Source organism: Neobacillus sp. GCM10023253 (assembly GCF_042653105.1).
GTDB lineage: Bacteria > Bacillota > Bacilli > Bacillales > Cytobacillaceae > Neobacillus > Neobacillus citreus.
Window position 1 is genome coordinate 698,119 of the sequence record NZ_JBHSHV010000012.1, and the last position, 19,787, is coordinate 717,905.

At 42.7% G+C, this 19,787-nt stretch carries 13 protein-coding genes, 21 tRNA genes and 1 rRNA gene; 3 read left to right on the forward strand and 32 right to left on the reverse strand.

Annotated features, from left to right (window positions below; genetic code table 11):
- The first annotated feature begins 109 nt into the window (after positions 1-109).
- Both ACFPA1_RS17620 and ACFPA1_RS17625 read left to right on the forward strand, forming a co-directional pair.
- Positions 110-1,045 carry a metal ABC transporter solute-binding protein, Zn/Mn family gene (locus tag ACFPA1_RS17620; protein ID WP_378584377.1) on the forward strand — a complete coding sequence of 312 codons (936 nt, stop codon included), beginning with the start codon at positions 110-112 and terminating at the stop codon, positions 1,043-1,045.
- A 122-nt stretch (positions 1,046-1,167) separates the two neighbouring features.
- Positions 1,168-1,326: a DUF1540 domain-containing protein gene (locus ACFPA1_RS17625; RefSeq protein WP_213144525.1), complete on the forward strand. Its 159-nt coding sequence runs from the start codon at positions 1,168-1,170 to the stop codon at positions 1,324-1,326.
- A gap of 31 nt (positions 1,327-1,357) precedes the next feature.
- Here the strand turns inward: ACFPA1_RS17625 and ACFPA1_RS17630 are convergent, their stop codons facing one another.
- The 5 genes from ACFPA1_RS17630 to ACFPA1_RS17650 form a co-directional block, all read right to left on the reverse strand.
- Positions 1,358-2,848, reverse strand: coding sequence for an o-succinylbenzoate--CoA ligase (locus ACFPA1_RS17630; protein ID WP_378584379.1), 1,491 nt, complete (start codon positions 2,846-2,848; stop codon positions 1,358-1,360).
- A gap of 63 nt (positions 2,849-2,911) precedes the next feature.
- Entirely contained in the window at positions 2,912-3,730 is an 819-nt protein-coding gene (menB, locus tag ACFPA1_RS17635; protein WP_213144523.1) for a 1,4-dihydroxy-2-naphthoyl-CoA synthase, read from the reverse strand.
- On the reverse strand, positions 3,720-4,556 hold the full coding sequence (gene menH, locus ACFPA1_RS17640; protein WP_378584381.1) for a 2-succinyl-6-hydroxy-2,4-cyclohexadiene-1-carboxylate synthase: 837 nt from the start codon (positions 4,554-4,556) through the stop codon (positions 3,720-3,722). The genes menB and menH overlap by 11 nt, the downstream gene beginning before the upstream one ends.
- On the reverse strand, positions 4,553-6,304 hold the full coding sequence (gene menD, locus ACFPA1_RS17645; protein ID WP_378584382.1) for a 2-succinyl-5-enolpyruvyl-6-hydroxy-3-cyclohexene-1-carboxylic-acid synthase: 1,752 nt from the start codon (positions 6,302-6,304) through the stop codon (positions 4,553-4,555). Before menD ends, menH begins: the two co-directional genes overlap by 4 nt.
- Position 6,305: 1 nt before the next feature.
- Positions 6,306-7,706, reverse strand: coding sequence for an isochorismate synthase (locus tag ACFPA1_RS17650; RefSeq protein WP_378584383.1), 1,401 nt, complete (start codon positions 7,704-7,706; stop codon positions 6,306-6,308).
- Between the two features lie 348 nt (positions 7,707-8,054).
- Between ACFPA1_RS17650 and ACFPA1_RS17655 the strand changes: the two genes are divergently transcribed.
- Positions 8,055-8,993, forward strand: a complete 939-nt coding sequence (locus ACFPA1_RS17655; protein ID WP_378584384.1) for a 1,4-dihydroxy-2-naphthoate polyprenyltransferase — start codon at positions 8,055-8,057, stop codon at positions 8,991-8,993.
- Positions 8,994-9,036: 43 nt separating this feature from the next.
- Here the strand turns inward: ACFPA1_RS17655 and ACFPA1_RS17660 are convergent, their stop codons facing one another.
- The 27 genes from ACFPA1_RS17660 to rrf form a co-directional block, all read right to left on the reverse strand.
- Positions 9,037-11,433 carry a glycogen/starch/alpha-glucan phosphorylase gene (locus ACFPA1_RS17660; RefSeq protein WP_213144518.1) on the reverse strand — a complete coding sequence of 799 codons (2,397 nt, stop codon included), beginning with the start codon at positions 11,431-11,433 and terminating at the stop codon, positions 9,037-9,039.
- Entirely contained in the window at positions 11,423-12,874 is a 1,452-nt protein-coding gene (gene glgA / locus ACFPA1_RS17665; RefSeq protein WP_378584385.1) for a glycogen synthase GlgA, read from the reverse strand. The genes ACFPA1_RS17660 and glgA overlap by 11 nt, the downstream gene beginning before the upstream one ends.
- Positions 12,871-13,902 carry a sugar phosphate nucleotidyltransferase gene (locus tag ACFPA1_RS17670; RefSeq protein ID WP_378584387.1) on the reverse strand — a complete coding sequence of 344 codons (1,032 nt, stop codon included), beginning with the start codon at positions 13,900-13,902 and terminating at the stop codon, positions 12,871-12,873. Before ACFPA1_RS17670 ends, glgA begins: the two co-directional genes overlap by 4 nt.
- A gap of 72 nt (positions 13,903-13,974) precedes the next feature.
- A complete protein-coding gene (locus ACFPA1_RS17675; protein ID WP_378584388.1) occupies positions 13,975-15,120 on the reverse strand; it encodes a glucose-1-phosphate adenylyltransferase in 1,146 nt (381 codons plus the stop codon).
- A complete protein-coding gene (gene glgB, locus ACFPA1_RS17680) occupies positions 15,062-17,011 on the reverse strand; it encodes a 1,4-alpha-glucan branching protein GlgB (protein WP_378584390.1) in 1,950 nt (649 codons plus the stop codon). The genes ACFPA1_RS17675 and glgB overlap by 59 nt, the downstream gene beginning before the upstream one ends.
- 404 nt (positions 17,012-17,415) lie before the next feature.
- Positions 17,416-17,487 (reverse strand) — tRNA-Glu (locus ACFPA1_RS17685).
- A 3-nt stretch (positions 17,488-17,490) separates the two neighbouring features.
- Positions 17,491-17,581, reverse strand: a tRNA-Ser gene (locus ACFPA1_RS17690).
- A 3-nt stretch (positions 17,582-17,584) separates the two neighbouring features.
- Positions 17,585-17,659: transfer RNA gene (locus ACFPA1_RS17695), tRNA-Asn, on the reverse strand.
- A 9-nt stretch (positions 17,660-17,668) separates the two neighbouring features.
- Positions 17,669-17,745, reverse strand: a tRNA-Ile gene (locus tag ACFPA1_RS17700).
- A gap of 4 nt (positions 17,746-17,749) precedes the next feature.
- Positions 17,750-17,823 (reverse strand) — tRNA-Gly (locus ACFPA1_RS17705).
- A gap of 7 nt (positions 17,824-17,830) precedes the next feature.
- Positions 17,831-17,906, reverse strand: a tRNA-His gene (locus tag ACFPA1_RS17710).
- Between the two features lie 23 nt (positions 17,907-17,929).
- A tRNA-Phe gene (locus tag ACFPA1_RS17715) sits at positions 17,930-18,002 on the reverse strand.
- A gap of 35 nt (positions 18,003-18,037) precedes the next feature.
- Positions 18,038-18,114: transfer RNA gene (locus ACFPA1_RS17720), tRNA-Asp, on the reverse strand.
- 3 nt (positions 18,115-18,117) lie between these two features.
- Positions 18,118-18,191, reverse strand: a tRNA-Met gene (locus ACFPA1_RS17725).
- A 167-nt stretch (positions 18,192-18,358) separates the two neighbouring features.
- Positions 18,359-18,451, reverse strand: a tRNA-Ser gene (locus tag ACFPA1_RS17730).
- Positions 18,452-18,468: 17 nt separating this feature from the next.
- Positions 18,469-18,545, reverse strand: a tRNA-Ile gene (locus ACFPA1_RS17735).
- Positions 18,546-18,554: 9 nt separating this feature from the next.
- A tRNA-Met gene (locus ACFPA1_RS17740) sits at positions 18,555-18,631 on the reverse strand.
- Between the two features lie 21 nt (positions 18,632-18,652).
- Positions 18,653-18,728, reverse strand: a tRNA-Ala gene (locus ACFPA1_RS17745).
- A gap of 17 nt (positions 18,729-18,745) precedes the next feature.
- Positions 18,746-18,822, reverse strand: a tRNA-Pro gene (locus ACFPA1_RS17750).
- Between the two features lie 15 nt (positions 18,823-18,837).
- Positions 18,838-18,914 (reverse strand) — tRNA-Arg (locus ACFPA1_RS17755).
- A gap of 14 nt (positions 18,915-18,928) precedes the next feature.
- A tRNA-Leu gene (locus ACFPA1_RS17760) sits at positions 18,929-19,017 on the reverse strand.
- A gap of 5 nt (positions 19,018-19,022) precedes the next feature.
- Positions 19,023-19,097, reverse strand: a tRNA-Gly gene (locus tag ACFPA1_RS17765).
- A 10-nt stretch (positions 19,098-19,107) separates the two neighbouring features.
- A tRNA-Leu gene (locus tag ACFPA1_RS17770) sits at positions 19,108-19,192 on the reverse strand.
- Positions 19,193-19,201: 9 nt separating this feature from the next.
- Positions 19,202-19,277 (reverse strand) — tRNA-Lys (locus ACFPA1_RS17775).
- 1 nt (position 19,278) lies between these two features.
- Positions 19,279-19,354 (reverse strand) — tRNA-Thr (locus tag ACFPA1_RS17780).
- Between the two features lie 21 nt (positions 19,355-19,375).
- Positions 19,376-19,451 (reverse strand) — tRNA-Val (locus tag ACFPA1_RS17785).
- A 9-nt stretch (positions 19,452-19,460) separates the two neighbouring features.
- A 5S ribosomal RNA gene (gene rrf, locus ACFPA1_RS17790) occupies positions 19,461-19,577 on the reverse strand.
- Between the last annotated feature and the right edge of the window lie 210 nt (positions 19,578-19,787).

The window sequence follows — 19,787 nt, forward strand, 5'->3', positions numbered from 1 at the left end:
TTTTTTGTAAGATACATAAGTAAATCGGAATTGTTACGTATTAGATTCATAATATTTAAAATTTTTTAGTTGTTAAATCGGAATAAATACGATTTAAAAAGGAGCTTTTATGAAAAAACTAATTCTTTTTCTTTCTTTTCTACTGCCGTTAAGCTTGGTTTTATCAGCATGTGGAAATAATACCGAACAAACTCCAAAAAAGAAAAATCTATTGACGATATATACGACCGTTTTTCCACTGCAATATTTTACGGAACGGATTGGCGGAAAATATGTAAAGGTGGCTACAATCTACCCACCAGGCGCTGATGAACATACCTTTGAGCCTTCGCAAAAGGATATGATGAATTTGGCTGATTCAGACTTATTTTTCTATATCGGCCTTGGCCTTGAGGGATTTGTGGAAAAAGCCAAAGGTACCTTAAAAGATGAAAATGTTACCTTGGTACCTGCTGCGGAAGGGCTGAAACTGCCGAAAAACCACCATTCATCTGAAGAGGAATATCATGAAGATCATGCCGGGGTTAATCCTCATGTTTGGCTTGACCCTGTTTATTCAAAGGAAATGGCAGCAGTAATCCGCGACCAATTGGCGAAAAAACTCCCACAGCGAAAGGCTTACTTTGATGAAAACTACCAAAAGCTTGCTGACGAGCTTGACGAGTTAGACGCAAATTTTGCCAATACGATTTCGCAGGCAAAGCATAAAAAAATCATTGTCACCCATGCGGCCTTCAGCTATTGGGAAACTCGCTATGGAATAGAACAGATCAGCATTTCTGGACTATCCACAACCAACGAACCAAGCCAAAAAGAATTAGAGAAAATCATTTCCATGGCTGACCATGAAGGCCTTCACTATATGCTGTTTGAACAAAATGTCAAATCTAAGCTTGGCAAGGTCGTTCAAAAAGAAATTGGCGCACGTGCGCTGCCAATTCATAACTTGGCGATTTTGACAAAGGACGACATCAAAAATAAGGAAACCTATTTTTCATTAATGAATAAAAACTTAAAAACATTGGAAACAGCATTAAATAATTAATTGAAACAATTTGGATTTTCGGCCAATGATTTACGTTTTCACCCAATTACTTACTGACATGCATATCACACAATCATCAAATGCTATACCTGTATTACCAAATTAGTTAAGGAGTGATACACATGGCACAGGATGTTTTATGCGAGGTCAATAACTGTACATTTTGGGCAAAGGGAAACAAGTGCAGTGCAGACCAAATTTACGTTGTCAGCCACACTGGGAAAAAGGCTGATACAAGCAAAGAAACTGATTGTCAAACATTTGAAGCGAGCGAACTATAAAAGATAAAGAACCAGTCGATGGCTGGTTCTTTTATTTTTCGTTTATCATTTCACGTAGATTTCTTCTAAGAAGTTTCTTTGCTGCATTTCTCGGCAGTTGTTCTGTGAAATAGAATTGTTTCGGCACTTTATATTTAGCAAGCCGTGTTTGGCAAAATTGTTGGAGTTCCTTCTGTGGCAATGCCGCACTTTCCCTTTTCACTATAAAAGCAATCGGCACTTGTCCCCATTTAGCATCATCCACTCCAATAACCCCGACATCTTCTACATCCGGGTGTGAGAGCAAAACGGATTCAATTTCTGCAGGATAAATATTCTCACCGCCTGAAATAATTAAATCGGAGCGCCGGTCCAATACATATAAAAAACCTTCTTCATCAACGTACCCGATATCACCTGTATGGAGCCATCCTTCACGGATCTTCTCTTTGGTTGCGTCCGGCCTGTTCAAGTATCCTGCGGTTACATTTGGTCCCTTCACTACAATTTCTCCTGCATGTTGGGGCGATGCCGCCGTGTGGTCATCCAGTTCAATTCTAAGCTGGGATGGAAATAACGGTTTTCCTGCCGAACCAAGCTTGCTTAGGCTATATTCCGGAGAAAGGGTAACAATTTGCGATGAAGTTTCCGTCATTCCATAACTTTGGAACACAGGCAAATTCTTTTTAACACACGCCTCTAGCAATGGCAGCGGGGCTGGGCCGCCGCCTAACAGAAAACAGCGAAAATGTTCCGGCAGTCCGCTAACTGTCAAAGCATCAACAATACTTGTAAGCATCGTTCCCACAACTGACATAATCGTAACCTTTTTATCACTAATATCTTCAATCGTCTTCTGCACATCAAATTTTTCATGAAGGACAATCGGCATTCCATAAATGACGCTCCGCATTAAAATAGAGAATCCGCTGATATGGAACAGCGGCACTGAACAAAGCCAGCAGTCACTTTCTACGAAGCCTAAATTTAACGCCGAGCCAGTTGCGCTCCACCAGTGGTTGCCATAGGTTTGTAAGACACCCTTTGGATGACCGGTGGTTCCTGAGGTATACATGATCGTGCAGATATCTGATAGGTTGATTTCTTCTTGAATATCAGCGTATTCATTTTCTTTTTTTGCAAACAAATCACTCTTTGTAATTGTGGCAAGAGATGCAAGCTGTTGATTAATGACCATTTTAATATCAGTAAATGAATCCTCTAGTATCAATAAAGAGGATGTTGAGTCCTCTAGTTGCCAAACAAGCTCCGATGGTGTTAAGCGATTATTTAAAATGACTGATCTGACTCCCAAAAGTTGAAGGGCAAAAAATATAATGACAGTTTCTAGATGATTTTTCAACAGAACACCTACAAAATCATCCTTTCGAACGCCAAGCCCTTGAAGTTGCCCTGCTACATTAAGTGAATAATTATAAAGCTCTTTAAATGTTAAAGCTTTATCCTGAAAATAAACGGCAGTCCGATCCGGTGTTAGAAAGGCTCTTTTCATCAAAAAATTTGGCATTGTTTCGTTATTCATATTTATCATCCTTTATAAAAAACAGCCTGATGGAGACCATCAAGCTGTTGTAACGTTTTTTCATCAAGGGAAACGAGGGAATTGGCCGAAGTCTGGCTTGCGCTTTTCCTTAAAGGCATCGCGTCCTTCTTTCGCTTCGTCGGTTGTATAATACAACAGCGTTGCGTCACCAGCAAATTGCTGAAGTCCAGCCAATCCATCGGTATCTGCATTCATGGCAGCTTTGATGAAACGAAGTGCGGTTGGGCTCTTTTCAAGCATTTCCTCGCACCATTTGATTGTTTCTTCTTCTACCTGTTCAAGCGGAACAACGGTATTGACTAAGCCCATATCGAGCGCCTCTTGAGCATTGTATTGGCGGCATAAATACCAGATTTCACGTGCCTTTTTATGACCGATAATACGGGCAAGATAACCTGAACCGTAGCCGGCATCAAAGCTGCCTACCTTAGGACCTGTTTGTCCAAAAACAGCATTGTCAGCTGCAATCGTTAAATCACAGACTACATGCAGAACATGACCTCCGCCGATTGCATAGCCTTTAACCATTGCCACAACCGGTTTTGGAATAACACGAATCAGACGCTGCAGATCAAGTACGTTTAGGCGGGGAATTTGGTCCTCACCAACATAGCCGCCATGTCCGCGGACGCTTTGGTCGCCGCCGGAACAGAATGCCTTGTCTCCTGCACCTGTTAAAACAATGACGCCGACTTCGGAATCATCACGGGCATAGGCAAAAGCATCGATTAATTCCATCACTGTTTTCGGTGTGAAAGCATTATGTACATGGGGACGGTTAATCGTGATTTTGGCTATTCCGTTATACGTTTCATAAATAATTTCATCGTATTTACGAACTGGAATCCATTCAACTGCCACTATAAATTCCTCCTTTGTTTGTATTTGACAAAAAGTCACTTACTATTGTACCAAACTTTTCGGGTTCTTCCACATGAATTGTATGACCGCATTGTGCGATCGTTACCAAAGAACTATGTTTCAGCTCCTTGTGCATTTTTTCAGCAATCCTGCAGAACTTCAAATCTTCCTCACCGGTGATCAGCAAAACTTCACAGGCTAGCTTATTTAATTGCCCCCACCAAGAGGGCTGAGAACCCGTCCCCATACCTAGCAAGCTATTGGCAAGACCAATAGGAGAATTGTTTAAACGCTGTTCCCTTACTTTTCCTTGTACTTTCTCCGGCAGCCTCTTCATGGTTGAAAATAAGGGGACATTCTCCCAGTATTCAACAAACTCCTTTATTTCTTTATCTATAATAAAATGGGCTAATTCGGCATCTTTCATACGGCGCTGTTTTCTTTCGTCCTCTGATTCAAGACCAGGCGAAGCGCTTTCCAAAATCAATTTTCGAACCCTTTCGGGATATAGACAGGCAAATGAAAGGGCAAGCCTGCCCCCCATTGAATAACCTAATAAATCAATTTGCTCAATCTGAAGTTCATCAAGAATGGAAATTAAATCTTGAGCTGCCTCCTCCATCCGGTATCGGCCCGCAGCCTCAGGAGATTCTGTTTTTCCATGCCCGATGATATCAGGAATAATCAACCGCGAGTGTTTTCCCAGTCGTTCGCAAAAAGTAGTCCACGTTGATGAATCTCCCGTAAATCCATGAAGCATAACAAGGGGGAATCCCTTCCCGCATATTTCGACATGATAGCGGATTCCGCCGGTAACAATCCTCATTTTTGCTCGCCTTTGACAAAATTTGATATTTCCTGGGAAACCACATGCCAAAATCCGCGGTGCTCGTCTCGATTTTTGTCTCTGTTTGTGACAATTTCATAGACATTTATGCCTGCCGCATCTCTTGATTTTTCCATTTCAATTTGGAAATGATCCCAATCCTTAATTTTCGTAAATTGTCCGTTAAACATTTTGACGGCATGTTCAAATTCAATGTTTAATGGTGTACCGAAAAGAAGCTCGAAATGCTTCGGATGCTCCGATTGCGGAAGGAAGGAGAAAATCCCGCCGCCATTATTGTTTATAAGGATAATGTTTATATTAATTTGATGCTTCATAGCTGCCCAAAGTCCATTTAAATCATGGAAAAAGGTTAAGTCTCCAAGGACCAAATATAACGGCTTTGAGTACATCGCCGCACCCAAGGCTGTGGATACGGTCCCGTCTATGCCGTTCGCACCCCTGTTAGCCATAATCTTAATTGACTTGCCATTTGTTAAGAAAAAGCTGTCCAAATCACGAATTGGCATACTGTTTCCCACAAATAATGCGGCACCATCCGGCAGCATCTCAGCAAGCTGATAAAATAGCTTTCCTTCACTTAATTCTGGAATATCCCGGATTGGAGACATATTTTCTTTTGTAAGGTCATTTACTTTTTTCCAAGCGTCTAAATATCCCGTCTCCACCCGAGGTTTGGAATACGCTGAAAGTTTTTCACAAAAAATTGCTTCATTACAAAAAATCATATCGGTCGACAAGATAGCAGGATCCCGCCAGCCGCCTCCGCCATCGACCACAAATTGATCTGCATTCGGATTTCCTTTGATAAAAATGGTTAACGCTTTAGACACCGGCATCGAACCAATTCGGATAATCACGTCCGGTTTAAGGTAAGATTTCGCATCTTCATTTCGTAAGAATGTGTCGTAAGTATCAATAATTTGATCATTTGCATGCTGCCCACTTCTAAGCTGTGATAGCGGGTCTGCTAAGATTGGATACTTTAATTGATTAGCGAGCTTTGTTACAGCAATTGCGAAACGTTCATCGGCAACATTTCCGCAAACAATGATCCCCTTCGCTTTGCCAGCCAACCGCTCGGCGATTTCTTGATACTCCATTTCGTTTATGTTTAGTTCACCATTATGTACCTGCACATATCCTTCCGGTCGCTCACTCACTGCAAAGAGTTCCTCATCCATTTTAGGAATAAGTGGTTCTCTAAAAGGAAAGTTCAAATGAACCGGACCAGCTGGAGCGCTGGCTGCATATGAGGCAGCACGGGAGCAGACTGTCCGAGCGTAGCGGATCATCTCATCATTTTTCTCAGGCAGTGCCATTTCTGCAAACCACTTGACGTGTTTCCCGTACAAATGAATTTGGTCAATCGCCTGCGGTGCCCCTACCTCTCGCAACTCATGAGGCCGGTCTGCTGTCAAAACCAGCACTGGGACTCGTGAATAACGCGCTTCGACAATAGCGGGAAAGTAATTGGCAGCAGCGGTACCTGATGTGCAAAGAATAGCAACGGTTCGATTTGTCGCCTTGGCGATTCCCAATGCAAAAAAGGCGGCAGAGCGCTCATCCACATGGATATGGACGTTTAAATCCGGATGTTCTGCCATAACCAATGCCATTGGGGTGGATCTTGACCCGGGACTGACCACCACATCGGTAATCCCGGAAAGAACCAGCTCCCCGACAAATGCCGCGATATAAGCAGTTAACGATTCTTGATGATTCATACTATTTTCCCCCAAGTGCTCGAAGCATTGGCCTAAACTTCAAGCTTGTCTCTAAATATTCACTTTCGGAATCAGAATCAGCTACAACGCCGCATCCGGCAAATAAGGATGCTTCCTTGCCTTGTAAGAGACCTGAGCGAATGGCTACTGCAAATTCCCCATTTCCTTCGTAATCCAGCCAACCTACAGGTGCAGCATAAAAGCCGCGGTCAAGCTCCTCAACTTGACGGATTTTTTCAACCGCTTCTTTCTTCGGAAGTCCGCCAAGAGCAGGGGTTGGATGCAATCTTTCGACCAAATGCAATAGTGAACTGTCACCACTGCATTTTCCGATGACCGGAGTATACAAATGCTGTATGTCCCTGATTTTCATTAGCTGAGGTTTATCAGGAAGGATGATTTCTTCACATGATTCCTCTAGTGCTTCTTTTATCATTTCCACAACATATTGATGCTCAAGCAAGTTTTTCTGGTCAGAAAGCAATTTTTCTCCCAGTAATCGATCCTCCTCCGGGTTATGTCCCCGTGAGCTGGAACCAGCAAGGCAGGTAGAGAAAAGTTCGGTGCCATTCTTTTTCACCAGTCTCTCTGGAGATGCTCCAAGAAAACAATCGCCATTCGATTCAAGAGCAAAGATAAAGCTTTCATGCTGTTGTTCATTTAAATGTTGCAGGACTGCCTCTGAAGCAACAATGTCATTAAAATTTAACCGAAGTTCCCTGGCAAGAACTACTTTTTTAAGCGGGCCTCTGTTTAATTCCTTTACCATTGCATCAACTGTATTTTTCCACTTCTCGGGTGAAATTTCCTTTGTTTCCAGAAGGGCAGGCAGAGCTGTGTGGTGGTGTTTCTGAAGAGACTGAAAAAGTTTATTCCGTTCATCGATTATATGTTTATATAACAATTCATCATCGTTCGGTGTAAAGATAAAATTAGTTGTCAAAAAGACTTGTCCCTTAATAACACTCAAAAGATATTTTGGCAGATAAAATAAAGAATCATCAAATTTAGACCAAAGCACTGTCTTCTCTTTGTATGGATCAAAAGAAAATCCGCCAAATATCAGCGGGCCTATCCCAATTTCGGAAAATGGATTAGAAATAAGGCTGCCCTTTAAAAATTCCTTCCATTCTCTTTCAATAAGGTCAAAACGGTCATCTGACTGATCTATTTGAAATTGCTTAGAAATTCCCAGTCCCGCGAAAATAAATTCGTCCTTTGGATCCTTCCAAAAAAACCGTTCGCCTGAATAGTGTTCATTCCCACTAGAAAAGAATAAAAGGGGGTCGATATGATTCATTTTTTCAACTTCACTCATTAAAATGGGACGGCCAAGTTCTTTTGCGCGCTTCATCGCCAAAAGACTTCTTTCCTTCGTTTCGATTTCCTGAATGGTAATCAAGCAAATCCCTCCAAAACAGCCAAATAGGGCTGTCTCCATTCATTTTAAGCCTTTTTAAAGATACTACTCCCATTGTAAAGAAGTCAATAATGGTTGTCACTACTTCTCCTGCTTCATTTCCTTATTATATGTCAAATTTCCGAAAATCGGTTGCAAAAGGCTTCGATACACTCATTTTCCCACTAAATATGGATATTACTCGAGAAGGGATTATCTTCTAGTTTTGAAAGTAAAATTTAATTGACACTCCACTTGATATTTCCTACACTTAGGTTTGGGTATTAACCATTCTTTATAAATTCGTTTTGTACAGATAGATAATGCATTTAAAAGGGAGGAGAAAAAAATATGCAGCCAAATTTACGGGAAGGTTCTAAACCTGTTGTTGACTCAAACCGCGGCTTCCAGGTTTGGTGGCAGATGACCCGCCCCCATACTTTAACAGCAGCGTTTGTTCCTGTATTGCTAGGCACTGCACTGGCACTTCGGCACGGGAAAATTCATTTCGGTCTTTTCATCGCCATGCTGATTGCAAGCCTGTTAATACAAGCCGCTACAAATATGTTTAATGAATATTATGATTTTAAACGAGGACTCGATACAGAGGACTCTGTCGGGATTGGCGGAAGTATTGTCCGGGACGGAATTAAGCCAAAGACTGTGATGCAGCTGGCATTAGGACTCTATGGAATTGCTTTATTATTGGGAGTTTATATATGTGCAAACAGCAGTTGGTGGTTAGCTTTAGTGGGCTTGGTATGTATGTTGATTGGGTATTTATATACAGGCGGGCCGCTGCCAATCGCCTACACACCTTTCGGAGAATTGTTTGCCGGTTTCTTTATGGGGATGATGATTATTTTAATCTCATTCTTTATCCAAACAGGGACAGTGGACAGCACAAGTATTCTTGTATCAGTGCCAAGTTTTATTTTGGTAGGCGGAATTCTTTTGTCCAATAACATCCGTGACCTTGACGGCGACAAAGAATTTGGCCGGAAAACATTGGCCATTCTTCTAGGCAAAGAAAAGGCCATCTTCCTATTGGCCGGGATGTTTGCTTTTTCGTATGTCTGGATTTTGGGGCTGATAATTGCGGATATTGCCCCAATTTGGACGGCGCTCGTATTAATAAGCACACCGAAACCTATTAAATCAGTTAAAGGCTTTATTAAGGGTACAGTGCCAATTCAAATGGCACCAGCGATGAAAGCTACTGCCCAAACGAACACCATCTTCGGCTTCTTACTGGCTATTGGGATTTTCGCCGGTTACTTTTTTTCTTAAATAAGCAAAAAAGCTTCTGCCGAGAGCAGAAGCTTTTTAAATATTATTTTACTGGATGGATTCCCCATATATCTTTGGCGTATTCTTTTATCGTTCGGTCGCTCGAGAAGTAGCCTGCATGGGCGATGTTAGTCAGGCACATTTTCTGCCATTTTAGTGAATCCGCATAGGCTTCTCCTACCCTCCGCTGGGTATCTGCATAGGAAGCGAAATCCTTTAAGACAAAATATTGATCGTTTTCTTCAAGCAGCGAGTCAAAGATTGGTTCAAATTCGTTATGGACGCCCGGGAAAAATCCGTTCACCAGCTGATTGACAGCCTGCTGAATCCGGTTATCATGATGATAATATTCAACGGATTCATATCCGCCGTGCCGATAATAATGAAGGACCTCCTCGGCCGTTAGACCGAAGATAAAAATATTATCGTCCCCCACCCTTTCATGAATTTCTACATTTGCCCCGTCCAAAGTCCCTAACGTCAATGCCCCATTAATCATAAATTTCATATTCCCCGTACCTGATGCTTCCTTGCTGGCCGTTGAAATCTGCTCGCTTATATCTGCAGCAGGAAATATTTTCTCCGCCAATGACACGCGGTAGTTCTCCAAAAACACAACCTTCATCTTATCGCCGACTTTTGGGTCATGGTTAACTTTCTCAGCTACTGTATTGATTAATTTAATAATCTTCTTCGCGTAATAATATCCAGGAGATGCTTTTGCTCCAAAAATAAATACCCTAGGCACCATGGAAAAACTGGAATCTTCCAAAATTCGATTATATAGGTGCATGATATGCAGAACATTTAGAAGCTGTCTTTTATAAGCGTGCAGCCTCTTCACCTGGACATCAAAGATGGCATCAGGATTGACGGAAATACCGTTGTGCTTATAAATCACCTCAGCCATATTTTGCTTATTCTCCTGCTTAATTGCCGCTAATTTCCCTAAAATCGAGTGATTGTCTTGATATTTTAGGAACTGCATCAGCTCATGTGCGGAGTGAGTCCACCCATCCCCGATTGTTTCGCTTAGGAGCGAGGACAATTTGGGGTTTGCTTTTAACAGCCAGCGGCGGTGGGCAATGCCGTTCGTCTTATTGTTGAATTTCTCAGGGAAAAGCTGAAAGAAGGGCCGCATCTCACGTTCCTTTAAGATTTCGGTATGTAATCTTGCCACACCGTTTACACTAAAGCTGCCAACAATCGCTAAATGGGCCATTTTGACATAGCCATCAGCTATTATGGCTAGTCCCGCAATTCGCTCCCAATCGCCTGGGGTCTCTTCCCAACGTTCCTTGCAGAATCTTTCATTTATTTCCTCAACAATCATATAAATTCTTGGCAGGAGCGGCTGGAAGATATGAATCGGCCATTTCTCCAAGGCTTCTGATAAGGTGGTATGATTGGTATAAGAGATTGTATTAGTAGTAATCTCCCATGCTTGTTCCCAAGAAAAGCCTTCCTCATCCATCAGAATCCTCATCAGTTCCGGAATGGCTAGAACAGGATGGGTATCATTAATATGAATACAAACATGATGATTCAGCTCTTCAAGGCTGCCATGCTGTTTTTTATAGGACCTTAAAATTGACTGGAGGCTTGCCGACACTAAAAAGTATTGCTGCTTTAACCTTAGCGTCTTGCCTTCATCATGGGTATCGTCCGGATAAAGGAATTCGGAAATGGCTTCTGTCCTCCGCTTATATTGTAAAATATCTTTATGAACTGGAAACTGAGCGGGCTCTGAACTCCAAAGCCTTAAGGTATTAACTGTCTTTGTCTGAAAGCCGACAACAGGCATATCGTATGGAACAGCAGTAACTACTTCCGTGTTTATATGTTGAAAAACAAGCCTGCCATTTTCCTGCCGGGTTTCAACTTTCCCCCAAAACGGGATACTAACCGCCAAATCGGCCTTGCGTATTTCCCAAACATTGCCGCTTCTTAGCCATTGCTCCGGCAGTTCAACCTGATAGCCGTCGACTATCTTCTGTTCAAATAACCCATGTTTATAGCGGATTCCATGGCCATGTCCCGGCAGGTCAGTGGAAGCAAGTGAGTCCAAAAAGCAGGCGGCTAGTCTGCCTAAGCCGCCGTTTCCTAAGCCTGCATCCGGTTCCAACTCTTCAAGGTCCGCCAATTCAATACCTAAGTCACTTAGTCCTTCCGCAACGGTTTCCTCCACGCCCAGATTAAGCAGATTCTGCCGGAGCAGCTTGCCTAGCAAATATTCAATCGATAAATAATATACCTGTTTCTCTCTAACTGCCATGTAACGTTCATTGGTGGCAATCCAATCATTACTAACAAATTCTCTGATCATGTTGCCGAGGGTTTGGTAATGATCCCTTGGAGTGCTTTCTGAAAAGCTTTTCCCGCAGAGCATCTCAAGCCTTTTTAAAAAGTCTGCCTTAAACCGTTCTTTATTAGAAAACATGGGTTTCACTCCTTGTGGTGAGTTCAGCATACAGCTGGTTATAGCGGAAAGCGGATTGAGCCCAGCTATAATCCATTTCCATTGCCTGTTTTACAATTGATCCCCATGTTTTTTTATCATGATAGAAGTTAATTGCCCGCTGAATCGTATAAAGCATATCGTGAGCATTGAAGTTACGGAAGGAAAACCCATTTCCCTTCTTTGTGAACTCATTCCATGCCTTCACCGTATCATTTAAACCGCCCGTTTCCCGAACAATTGGGATGGCTCCATATTTCATGGCTATCAACTGGGAAAGGCCGCACGGTTCAAATAGGGATGGCATCAAGAATAGGTCTGCCGCTGCGTATAATCGATGCGCAAGTCCCTCATCAAAGCCGGTATGAACCTTCAATTTTTCCGGATAAATCCGGGCTGCCTGCCGTAAATATTCTTCATATTCATAATCCCCGGTTCCAAGGATAATAACTTGGATATCCTCCTGTAAAATCTCCCGAAGGACACATTTGATGAGATCAAGTCCCTTTTGTCTAGTCAACCTTGAAATCATCACCATTAACGGAGCAGCAGCAGTTTGCTTTAGACCAAATTGCTTTTGAATTTCCTTTTTATTAATGGATTTCTTCTTAATGTCTTGGCTTGAATAGGTTTGCAAAAGAAATGGGTCATGTTCAGGGTTATAAAAGTCATCATCAATTCCGTTTAAAATTCCCAAAAGATCTTCATCTCTTGCCTTCAACAAGCCGTCAAGTTTTTCTCCGTAGTTCACTGTTTGAATTTCATTTCGATAGGTTGGACTCACGGTTGTGATGGTGTCCGCTGCAACAAGCGCACCCTTCATGAAATTGACATTTCCGAAAAACTCTAAATGTCCAGAATGGAAGGATTGTTCATCAAGATCGAACAGGTCTCTCAATACCTCTTTTGAAAAAACCCCTTGAAATTGCAGATTATGAATGGTAAATACAGTTTTTATCTGACCATAACCTGTCTTCTTGTAATATTCTTTTCGAAGCAGGTAGGGAATCATGGCCGTATGCCAATCATGGCAATGCAGTACGTCGGGATAAAAGTTCAACTCTTCTATGACCTCTAGCACCGCACGGTTAAAAAAGGCAAATCTTTCTCCATCATCGTAATAACCATAAAATCCTTCACGTTTAAAATAATATTCGTTATCAACAAAATAAAACGTAACACCTTGATGGACTAGTTCCTCAATCCCGCAATACTGCTTTCTCCAGCCGACAGAAACGGAAAATTCCTTTATCTTCTTCATTCTTTTTTTATATTCTTCCGAAATGGTTCCATATTTAGGAAGAATGACCCTTACATCCGTACCCAGACTTTTTAATTCTTTTGGCAGAGATCCGGCTACATCAGCAAGGCCTCCCGACTTTGCGAATGGTCCACACTCTGACACTGCAAATAATACTTTCACGAATTCATCAACGCTCCTTGCTTTGTACCTTTTCTTATTACAAACGGTGCCCCCGCTGTGCCAGTTAAATGTGTCCCTGATTCAACCCGGACATCTTTATCCAAAATAACCGAATCCAAGTAACAATTGTCCTCAATTTGGCATTTTTGCATGATGACACAGTTCTTAATAACTGTACCTTTTCCGATTTTTACTCCGCGCGAGACAATACTGTTTTCAACAGTGCCGCTAATTAAACAGCCGTTTGCAATCATTGAATTTTTTACGGATGATCCTTTTAAATACTTAGCAGGCGGCTCATCCTTAACCTTTGTCAAAATAGGCTGGTCATTATTAAAAAGATTTTTCCAAACGTTAGGCTTTAGCAAATTCATGCTGGTCGAGTAATAATTCTCAATTGAATCTATCTTGACGGCATATCCATCATAATCATATTGGCAAACAGTGTAATCATTATGAATATCGCTGACGACATCCTTCATACAACTGTACCCAGTCTCAAATCTAGTTTCAATCAGCTTCATCAACAGAGAGGTTTTGATTAAATACATTTCTAATGATCTTCCATCCTGATGATGGATTTCGGTAATATCGCAGTTTGCATGCATATGCCATTCTAGCATGGGTTTAAAATTCATATTTAAAATAGTGTAACAATTTGAGATAATCGCATATTCCTGAGTGCTGCGATAAAAATAATCCATATTTGCCGCGAAAAGATCAAAGGAACCTATCCCTTTAGGATTGCTGCCTACGACTGGAGAAGGAAAAAAGAAAAGGCCATCCCTTTTCCGATTTAGATCCCAATTCTTCCCTGACCCTAAGTGGTCCATCAAGGAACGGTACTGCATTTTTGGAAAAATCGCGACACTGCGAATGCCGGAATTCACCATATTTGAAAGGACAAAGTCAATAATACGATAACGGCCTGCATAAGGCAGCGCCGCCAAAGAACGATGTGTTAATAGGTCATCCAAATCCTCATGATAGGTAGTTGCATCAATAATACCTAAAAGCTTTCTTTTCACGCCAAAGTCCCCTCCAGTTTCTTATCACCTAATATCTGTAGCACCCAGTCCAACTGGGCTTTCATTCTATTTTTAATAGGCAGAGTACAACGCTTTTAACATTTCCTCTGTGACTAGGATGATTTCATCATCGAAGGAACGAATGACCGTTCCGTCCGGTATTTTCACGTCACAAGGCACAATCGCTTTTTCAATAAAACAATTGCTGCCAATTGTTGCATCCGGCATGATCACAGACTCCTTAACAGTGGAATCCTTCCCTACTGTTACGCCCTGGAAGAGTACTGATTTCTCAATTTCCCCTTCAATTGTACATCCTTCATTAATGAGTGATTCCATTACTCTGGCATCCGGGGAAATATATTGCGGAGGACGATTAGGATTAACAGAATAAATTCTCCAGTCATGGTCAAATAAGTCTAATTCGCAATCTTCCTCCAATAAATCCATATTGGCCTCCCAAAGACTTCTTACAGTGCCAACGTCCTTCCAATAGCCTTTGAACGGATAGGCATATAATTTTTTATTTTCTTCAAGAAGCCTTGGAATGACATCTTTCCCAAAGTCGTGACTAGAGTCCGGATTGCGTGCATCCATTTCCAAATATTCTTTCAATATATTCCAACTAAAAATATATATGCCCATCGATGCAAGATTATTTTTAGGCTCACTTGGCTTTTCCTCAAATTCCAGGATTCTCAGTTCATCGTTTGTATTCATAATCCCAAACCGGCTGGCTTCCGCCCAAGGTACCTCGATCAGGGAAATCGTTACATCTGCTCGTTTTTCAATATGGTATTCAAGCATGGATTCGTAATTCATTTTATAAATATGGTCACCAGAAAGGATTAAAACGTAGTCCGGCTGGTACTGCTTTAAGTAATTAAGGTTTTGATAGATGGCGCTTGCCGTACCGGTGTACCACTTCACTTCTGAGGATTCACTGTAAGGGGGTAAAACGGTAACCCCGCCATTTTTACTGTCAAGATCCCATGCACTGCCTATTCCAATATATGAATTTAACAAGAGCGGCTGATATTGCGTTAAGACGCCGACAGTATCAATTCCGGAATTTGCACAATTGCTTAAGGTAAAATCGATGATCCGATACTTCCCTCCGAATGGCACAGCCGGTTTTGCAAGGTCCTTTGTAAGAGCATTAAGCCTGCTCCCTTTCCCTCCTGCCAGCAGCATGGCTACGCACCTTTTCTTTTCCATTGCCTTTCCTCTCCTTCCGTTTTTTCACTTGTCTTATCATCTGAAACCCATACGGGGCAATTGTGAGCTTGATAGAATACGGTCTTCCGTGGAACGGCTCTTCTGAAGCTGGAATGGTGTGCTTATTAATATGGCCGGCACCACCAAATTCTAAGTCGTCATTATTAAGAATTTCCCGGTATTCACCAGGGTTTGGCACACCTATCTGATAATCCTGATAGCTAATGCCCGTAAAATTGCAAATGATGATTATCGCATCCTCTTCCTTCTTCCCTTTTCGAATAAAGGAAAACATCGACTGCTCGTTATTATTAACATCCATCCATTCAAATCCATCCCACAGATGATCGAGTTCATAGAGGGCTTTGGTGCGTTTGTAAACTTTCGTTAAGACTTTCACATAGGCATTCAGTTTTCGGTGCAGCTCGTAGTCCAAAAGATGCCAATCTAGCTGTTCTTTATCTTTCCATTCCGCGAACTGCCCCAGTTCAAATCCCATAAATAGCAGCTTCTTCCCGGGATGGGCAAACATATAGCCCAGTAAAAGCCTTAGCTGGGCAAACTTTTCCCAATAATCACCGGGCATCTTATCCAATAAAGATTTTTTCCCGTGGACAACCTCATCATGTGAAAACGGGAGCATAAAGTTTTCTGAAAACGCATATAAAAGTGAAAAAGTGACCTTTGAATGGGCCTGTGACCTTGCAAACGGCGGCGTTTCCATGTATTCAAGCATGTCATTCATCCAACCCATATTCCATTTGTAATCAAATCCAAGACCGCCATAACGGACTGGGGTCGTTACCTTCGAAAAATCGGTGGAGTCTTCCCCTATCATTAAAAAATATGGATTATAGTCGTTTATTGCTTGATTAAGTTTTTTTAAGAAAGCAATACCGAAGGGGTTTTCACTTTGTCTATTTGAGGCATTCGGCCAATAAATGATATTGGCAACAGCATCCATTCTGAAGCCATCGATATGATAATTTTCCATCCAAAATAGGGCGTTTGAAATGAGGAAACTTTGCACCTCTCCTTTTCCAAGGTCAAAATTGGCTGTGCCCCAGATGTGGTTTTCCCTATCATTTAGATGGGAATAGGAATAAAGATGTGTACCGTCAAAATTGTATAACCCATGAGCGTCCTTGCAGAAATGCCCGGGTACCCAGTCAAGGATGACCCCTATTCCATGCTGATGGCACTGTTCGACGAAATAGCGGAAATCATCCGGAGTCCCGTACCGCGATGTTACGGAGAAATACCCAGTCCCTTGGTACCCCCAAGAAGCGTCAAGTGGATGTTCAACCAGCGGCAGCAGCTCAATATGCGTAAAGCCAAGCTCCAATACATAAGGGACAAGTTCTTCCGCCAGTTCTCGATAGGTTAAAAAATCACCATTATCCTTGGTCTTCCATGAGCCCGCATGAACCTCATAAATGACGGCTGGTTCCGCCAGGAAGTTCGATTGTGCTTTGCGGTTCATCCATTGAGTGTCCTGCCATTTATAGCCCTCAAGCGAATAAACAACAGAGGCTGTATTTGGCCTTAATTCTGAGTAAAAAGCATAGGGATCTGCTTTTAATAATCGTTTCTTTGATTTTGTGGTGATTTCATATTTATAATTGCAGCCATCTAGATTTTGCTTGATGACAATAATCCATACACCCTCACCATTTACTTTTTGTAATTCATATCCATCACCATTCCAGTGATTAAAATCCCCAACAAGCCTTACTTGGAGGGCATTCGGAGCCCAAACGCAAAATCGTGTATAAGTCTCTGCGGAATCCTTAAAGATATGAGCGCCAAAAAGCTGATGACTTTGAAAAAGATTTCCCTCGTGAAATAAGTGAAGCTGGTAATCAGTCGGAAAAAATGTATTCACTGCCATGGCTCTCCTCATCCTCACCTGAAATTATGTATTTCAAAGACCAATTATAAGTGCAAATAACAAATATTCCTTGTAAAACTTTTTTATCTTTTCTGACAGCAAGCGGGGAATGGCTCCACTATTAGATGTTTTTTGACAGCTGTCACCAGGATACGACAAAAAATCCCTCGTGTTTCGACAGGAATCTATTAAGTTTTTTTGTGATTTTTTTGTTAAAGTAGTTTGAAAAGTTATTCAATTTTTGAAAAAATAGATAACTTTATTTGCGGAAAATTGAAGTCTTGCAAGCGATTTCAACACTTTATTGCATTGCAGAGATAGCAAAGAGGTTATATTAATATAATAATTTGCATGTTCAAAAACAACAAAAAAACTGATGACTATATGTCATCAGCTTTTTCGTATGACCCCTACGGGATTCGAACCCGTGTTACCGCCGTGAAAGGGCGGTGTCTTAACCGCTTGACCAAGGGGCCAAATGGCAGAGAAGAAGGGATTCGAACCCTCGCGCCGCTTACGCGACCTACTCCCTTAGCAGGGGAGCCCCTTGAGCCACTTGGGTACTTCTCTATATGGCTCCGCAGGTAGGACTCGAACCTACGACCGATCGGTTAACAGCCGATAGCTCTACCACTGAGCTACTGCGGAATAATACTATGGTGGGCCTAAATGGACTCGAACCATCGACCTCACGCTTATCAGGCGTGCGCTCTAACCAGCTGAGCTATAGGCCCATAATGGAGCGGGTGATGGGAATCGAACCCACAACAACAGCTTGGAAGGCTGTGGTTTTACCACTAAACTACACCCGCATTATATTGGGGCGGCTGATGGGAATCGAACCCACGAATGTCGGAACCACAATCCGATGCGTTAACCACTTCGCCACAACCGCCGTGATGTTTTTAAAAATAAAGGTGGCTCAGGACGGAATCGAACCGCCGACACAAGGATTTTCAGTCCTTTGCTCTACCGACTGAGCTACTGAGCCATTATTAAATCATTTTCTATTAAGCCAAAGATAAATGGCGGTCTGGACGGGACTCGAACCCGCGACCTCCTGCGTGACAGGCAGGCATTCTAACCAACTGAACTACCAGACCGGATTGCGGGGGCAGGATTTGAACCTGCGACCTTCGGGTTATGAGCCCGACGAGCTACCGGACTGCTCCACCCCGCGATAATAAGAAGTATTAAGTTTACGTCATGCTAAAAGCAAACGTAGGACTGTATCAATCTCAGAAAGCTTATTCAAGCAGCAGCTCGATTGATACAACTCGCAGATTATTCATCGAAGCAACGCTCGTTGCTCCACCCCGCGATAATAAAAAGTATAAAATGTATTTATGGCGGAGGAAGAGGGATTCGAACCCCCGCGCGGTTTAACCCGCCTGTCGGTTTTCAAGACCGATCCCTTCAGCCAAACTTGGGTATTCCTCCATAAAATATGAAACTAATGGTGGACCTTGTAGGACTCGAACCTACGACCGGACGGTTATGAGCCGTCTGCTCTAACCAGCTGAGCTAAAGGTCCTAATAATCTTGGTAGCGGCGGAGGGGATCGAACCCCCGACCTTACGGGTATGAACCGTACGCTCTAGCCAGCTGAGCTACACCGCCAAATTACATATTTAAATTAAATGGTGGAGCCTAGCGGGATCGAACCGCTGACCTCCTGCGTGCAAAGCAGGCGCTCTCCCAGCTGAGCTAAGGCCCCATTGATTTTAGTGAGAATGGTCGGGAAAACAGGATTCGAACCTGCGACCCCTTGGTCCCAAACCAAGTGCTCTACCAAGCTGAGCTATTTCCCGTACTATTAAATTTAATGGCGCGCCCGACAGGAGTCGAACCCATAACCTTCTGATCCGTAGTCAGACGCTCTATCCAATTGAGCTACGGGCGCATCTTGATTTTAAATGGTGCCGAGGACCGGAATCGAACCGGTACGGTAGTCACCTACCGCAGGATTTTAAGTCCTGTGCGTCTGCCAGTTCCGCCACCCCGGCAATTTTGGAGCGGAAGACGGGATTCGAACCCGCGACCCCCACCTTGGCAAGGTGGTGTTCTACCACTGAACTACTTCCGCAATATTTAAATGGTGCGGGTGAAGGGAGTCGAACCCCCACGCCTTGCGGCGCCAGATCCTAAGTCTGGTGCGTCTGCCAATTCCGCCACACCCGCATATTTAAATGGTGAGCCATGAAGGACTCGAACCTTCGACCCTCTGATTAAAAGTCAGATGCTCTACCGACTGAGCTAATGGCTCATGGTGCCGGCTAAAGGACTTGAACCCTCAACCTACTGATTACAAGTCAGTTGCTCTACCAATTGAGCTAAGCCGGCAAAATGATAATTAAATTATTATGGTGGAGGATGACGGGATCGAACCGCCGACCCTCTGCTTGTAAGGCAGATGCTCTCCCAGCTGAGCTAATCCTCCATTTTGACAGCCTGGCAGCGTCCTACTCTCACAGGGACTTGCGTCCCAACTACCATCGGCGCTGAGAAGCTTAACTTCCGTGTTCGGGATGGGAACGGGTGTGACCTTCTCGCCATTACTACCAGACCATTTATCAGACACTATTTTATTATAATGTCTATTTCATATTTTGCAAGAGGAAATTTAAACTTTTTCATTCCCTCAAAACTAGATAATACAGAAGAAGTAAATAAGAATGAGTTCGCCTAAAAACATGACTTGGTTAAGTCCTCGATCGATTAGTATCAGTCAGCTCCACACGTCACCGCGCTTCCACCTCTGACCTATCAACCTGAT

Excerpts from the sequence above, each read along its gene's own strand:
- ACFPA1_RS17620 (WP_378584377.1), top strand. The coding sequence starts at position 110 with ATGAAAAAACTAATTCTTTTTCTTTCTTTTCTACTGCCGTTAAGCTTG.
- ACFPA1_RS17625 (WP_213144525.1), top strand. The coding sequence starts at position 1,168 with ATGGCACAGGATGTTTTATGCGAGGTCAATAACTGTACATTTTGGGCA.
- ACFPA1_RS17630 (WP_378584379.1), bottom strand. The coding sequence starts at position 2,848 with ATGAATAACGAAACAATGCCAAATTTTTTGATGAAAAGAGCCTTTCTA.
- menH (WP_378584381.1), bottom strand. The coding sequence starts at position 4,556 with ATGAGGATTGTTACCGGCGGAATCCGCTATCATGTCGAAATATGCGGG.
- menD (WP_378584382.1), bottom strand. The coding sequence starts at position 6,304 with ATGAATCATCAAGAATCGTTAACTGCTTATATCGCGGCATTTGTCGGG.
- ACFPA1_RS17655 (WP_378584384.1), top strand. The coding sequence starts at position 8,055 with ATGCAGCCAAATTTACGGGAAGGTTCTAAACCTGTTGTTGACTCAAAC.
- ACFPA1_RS17660 (WP_213144518.1), bottom strand. The coding sequence starts at position 11,433 with ATGTTTTCTAATAAAGAACGGTTTAAGGCAGACTTTTTAAAAAGGCTT.
- ACFPA1_RS17675 (WP_378584388.1), bottom strand. The coding sequence starts at position 15,120 with ATGGAAAAGAAAAGGTGCGTAGCCATGCTGCTGGCAGGAGGGAAAGGG.
- glgB (WP_378584390.1), bottom strand. The coding sequence starts at position 17,011 with ATGGCAGTGAATACATTTTTTCCGACTGATTACCAGCTTCACTTATTT.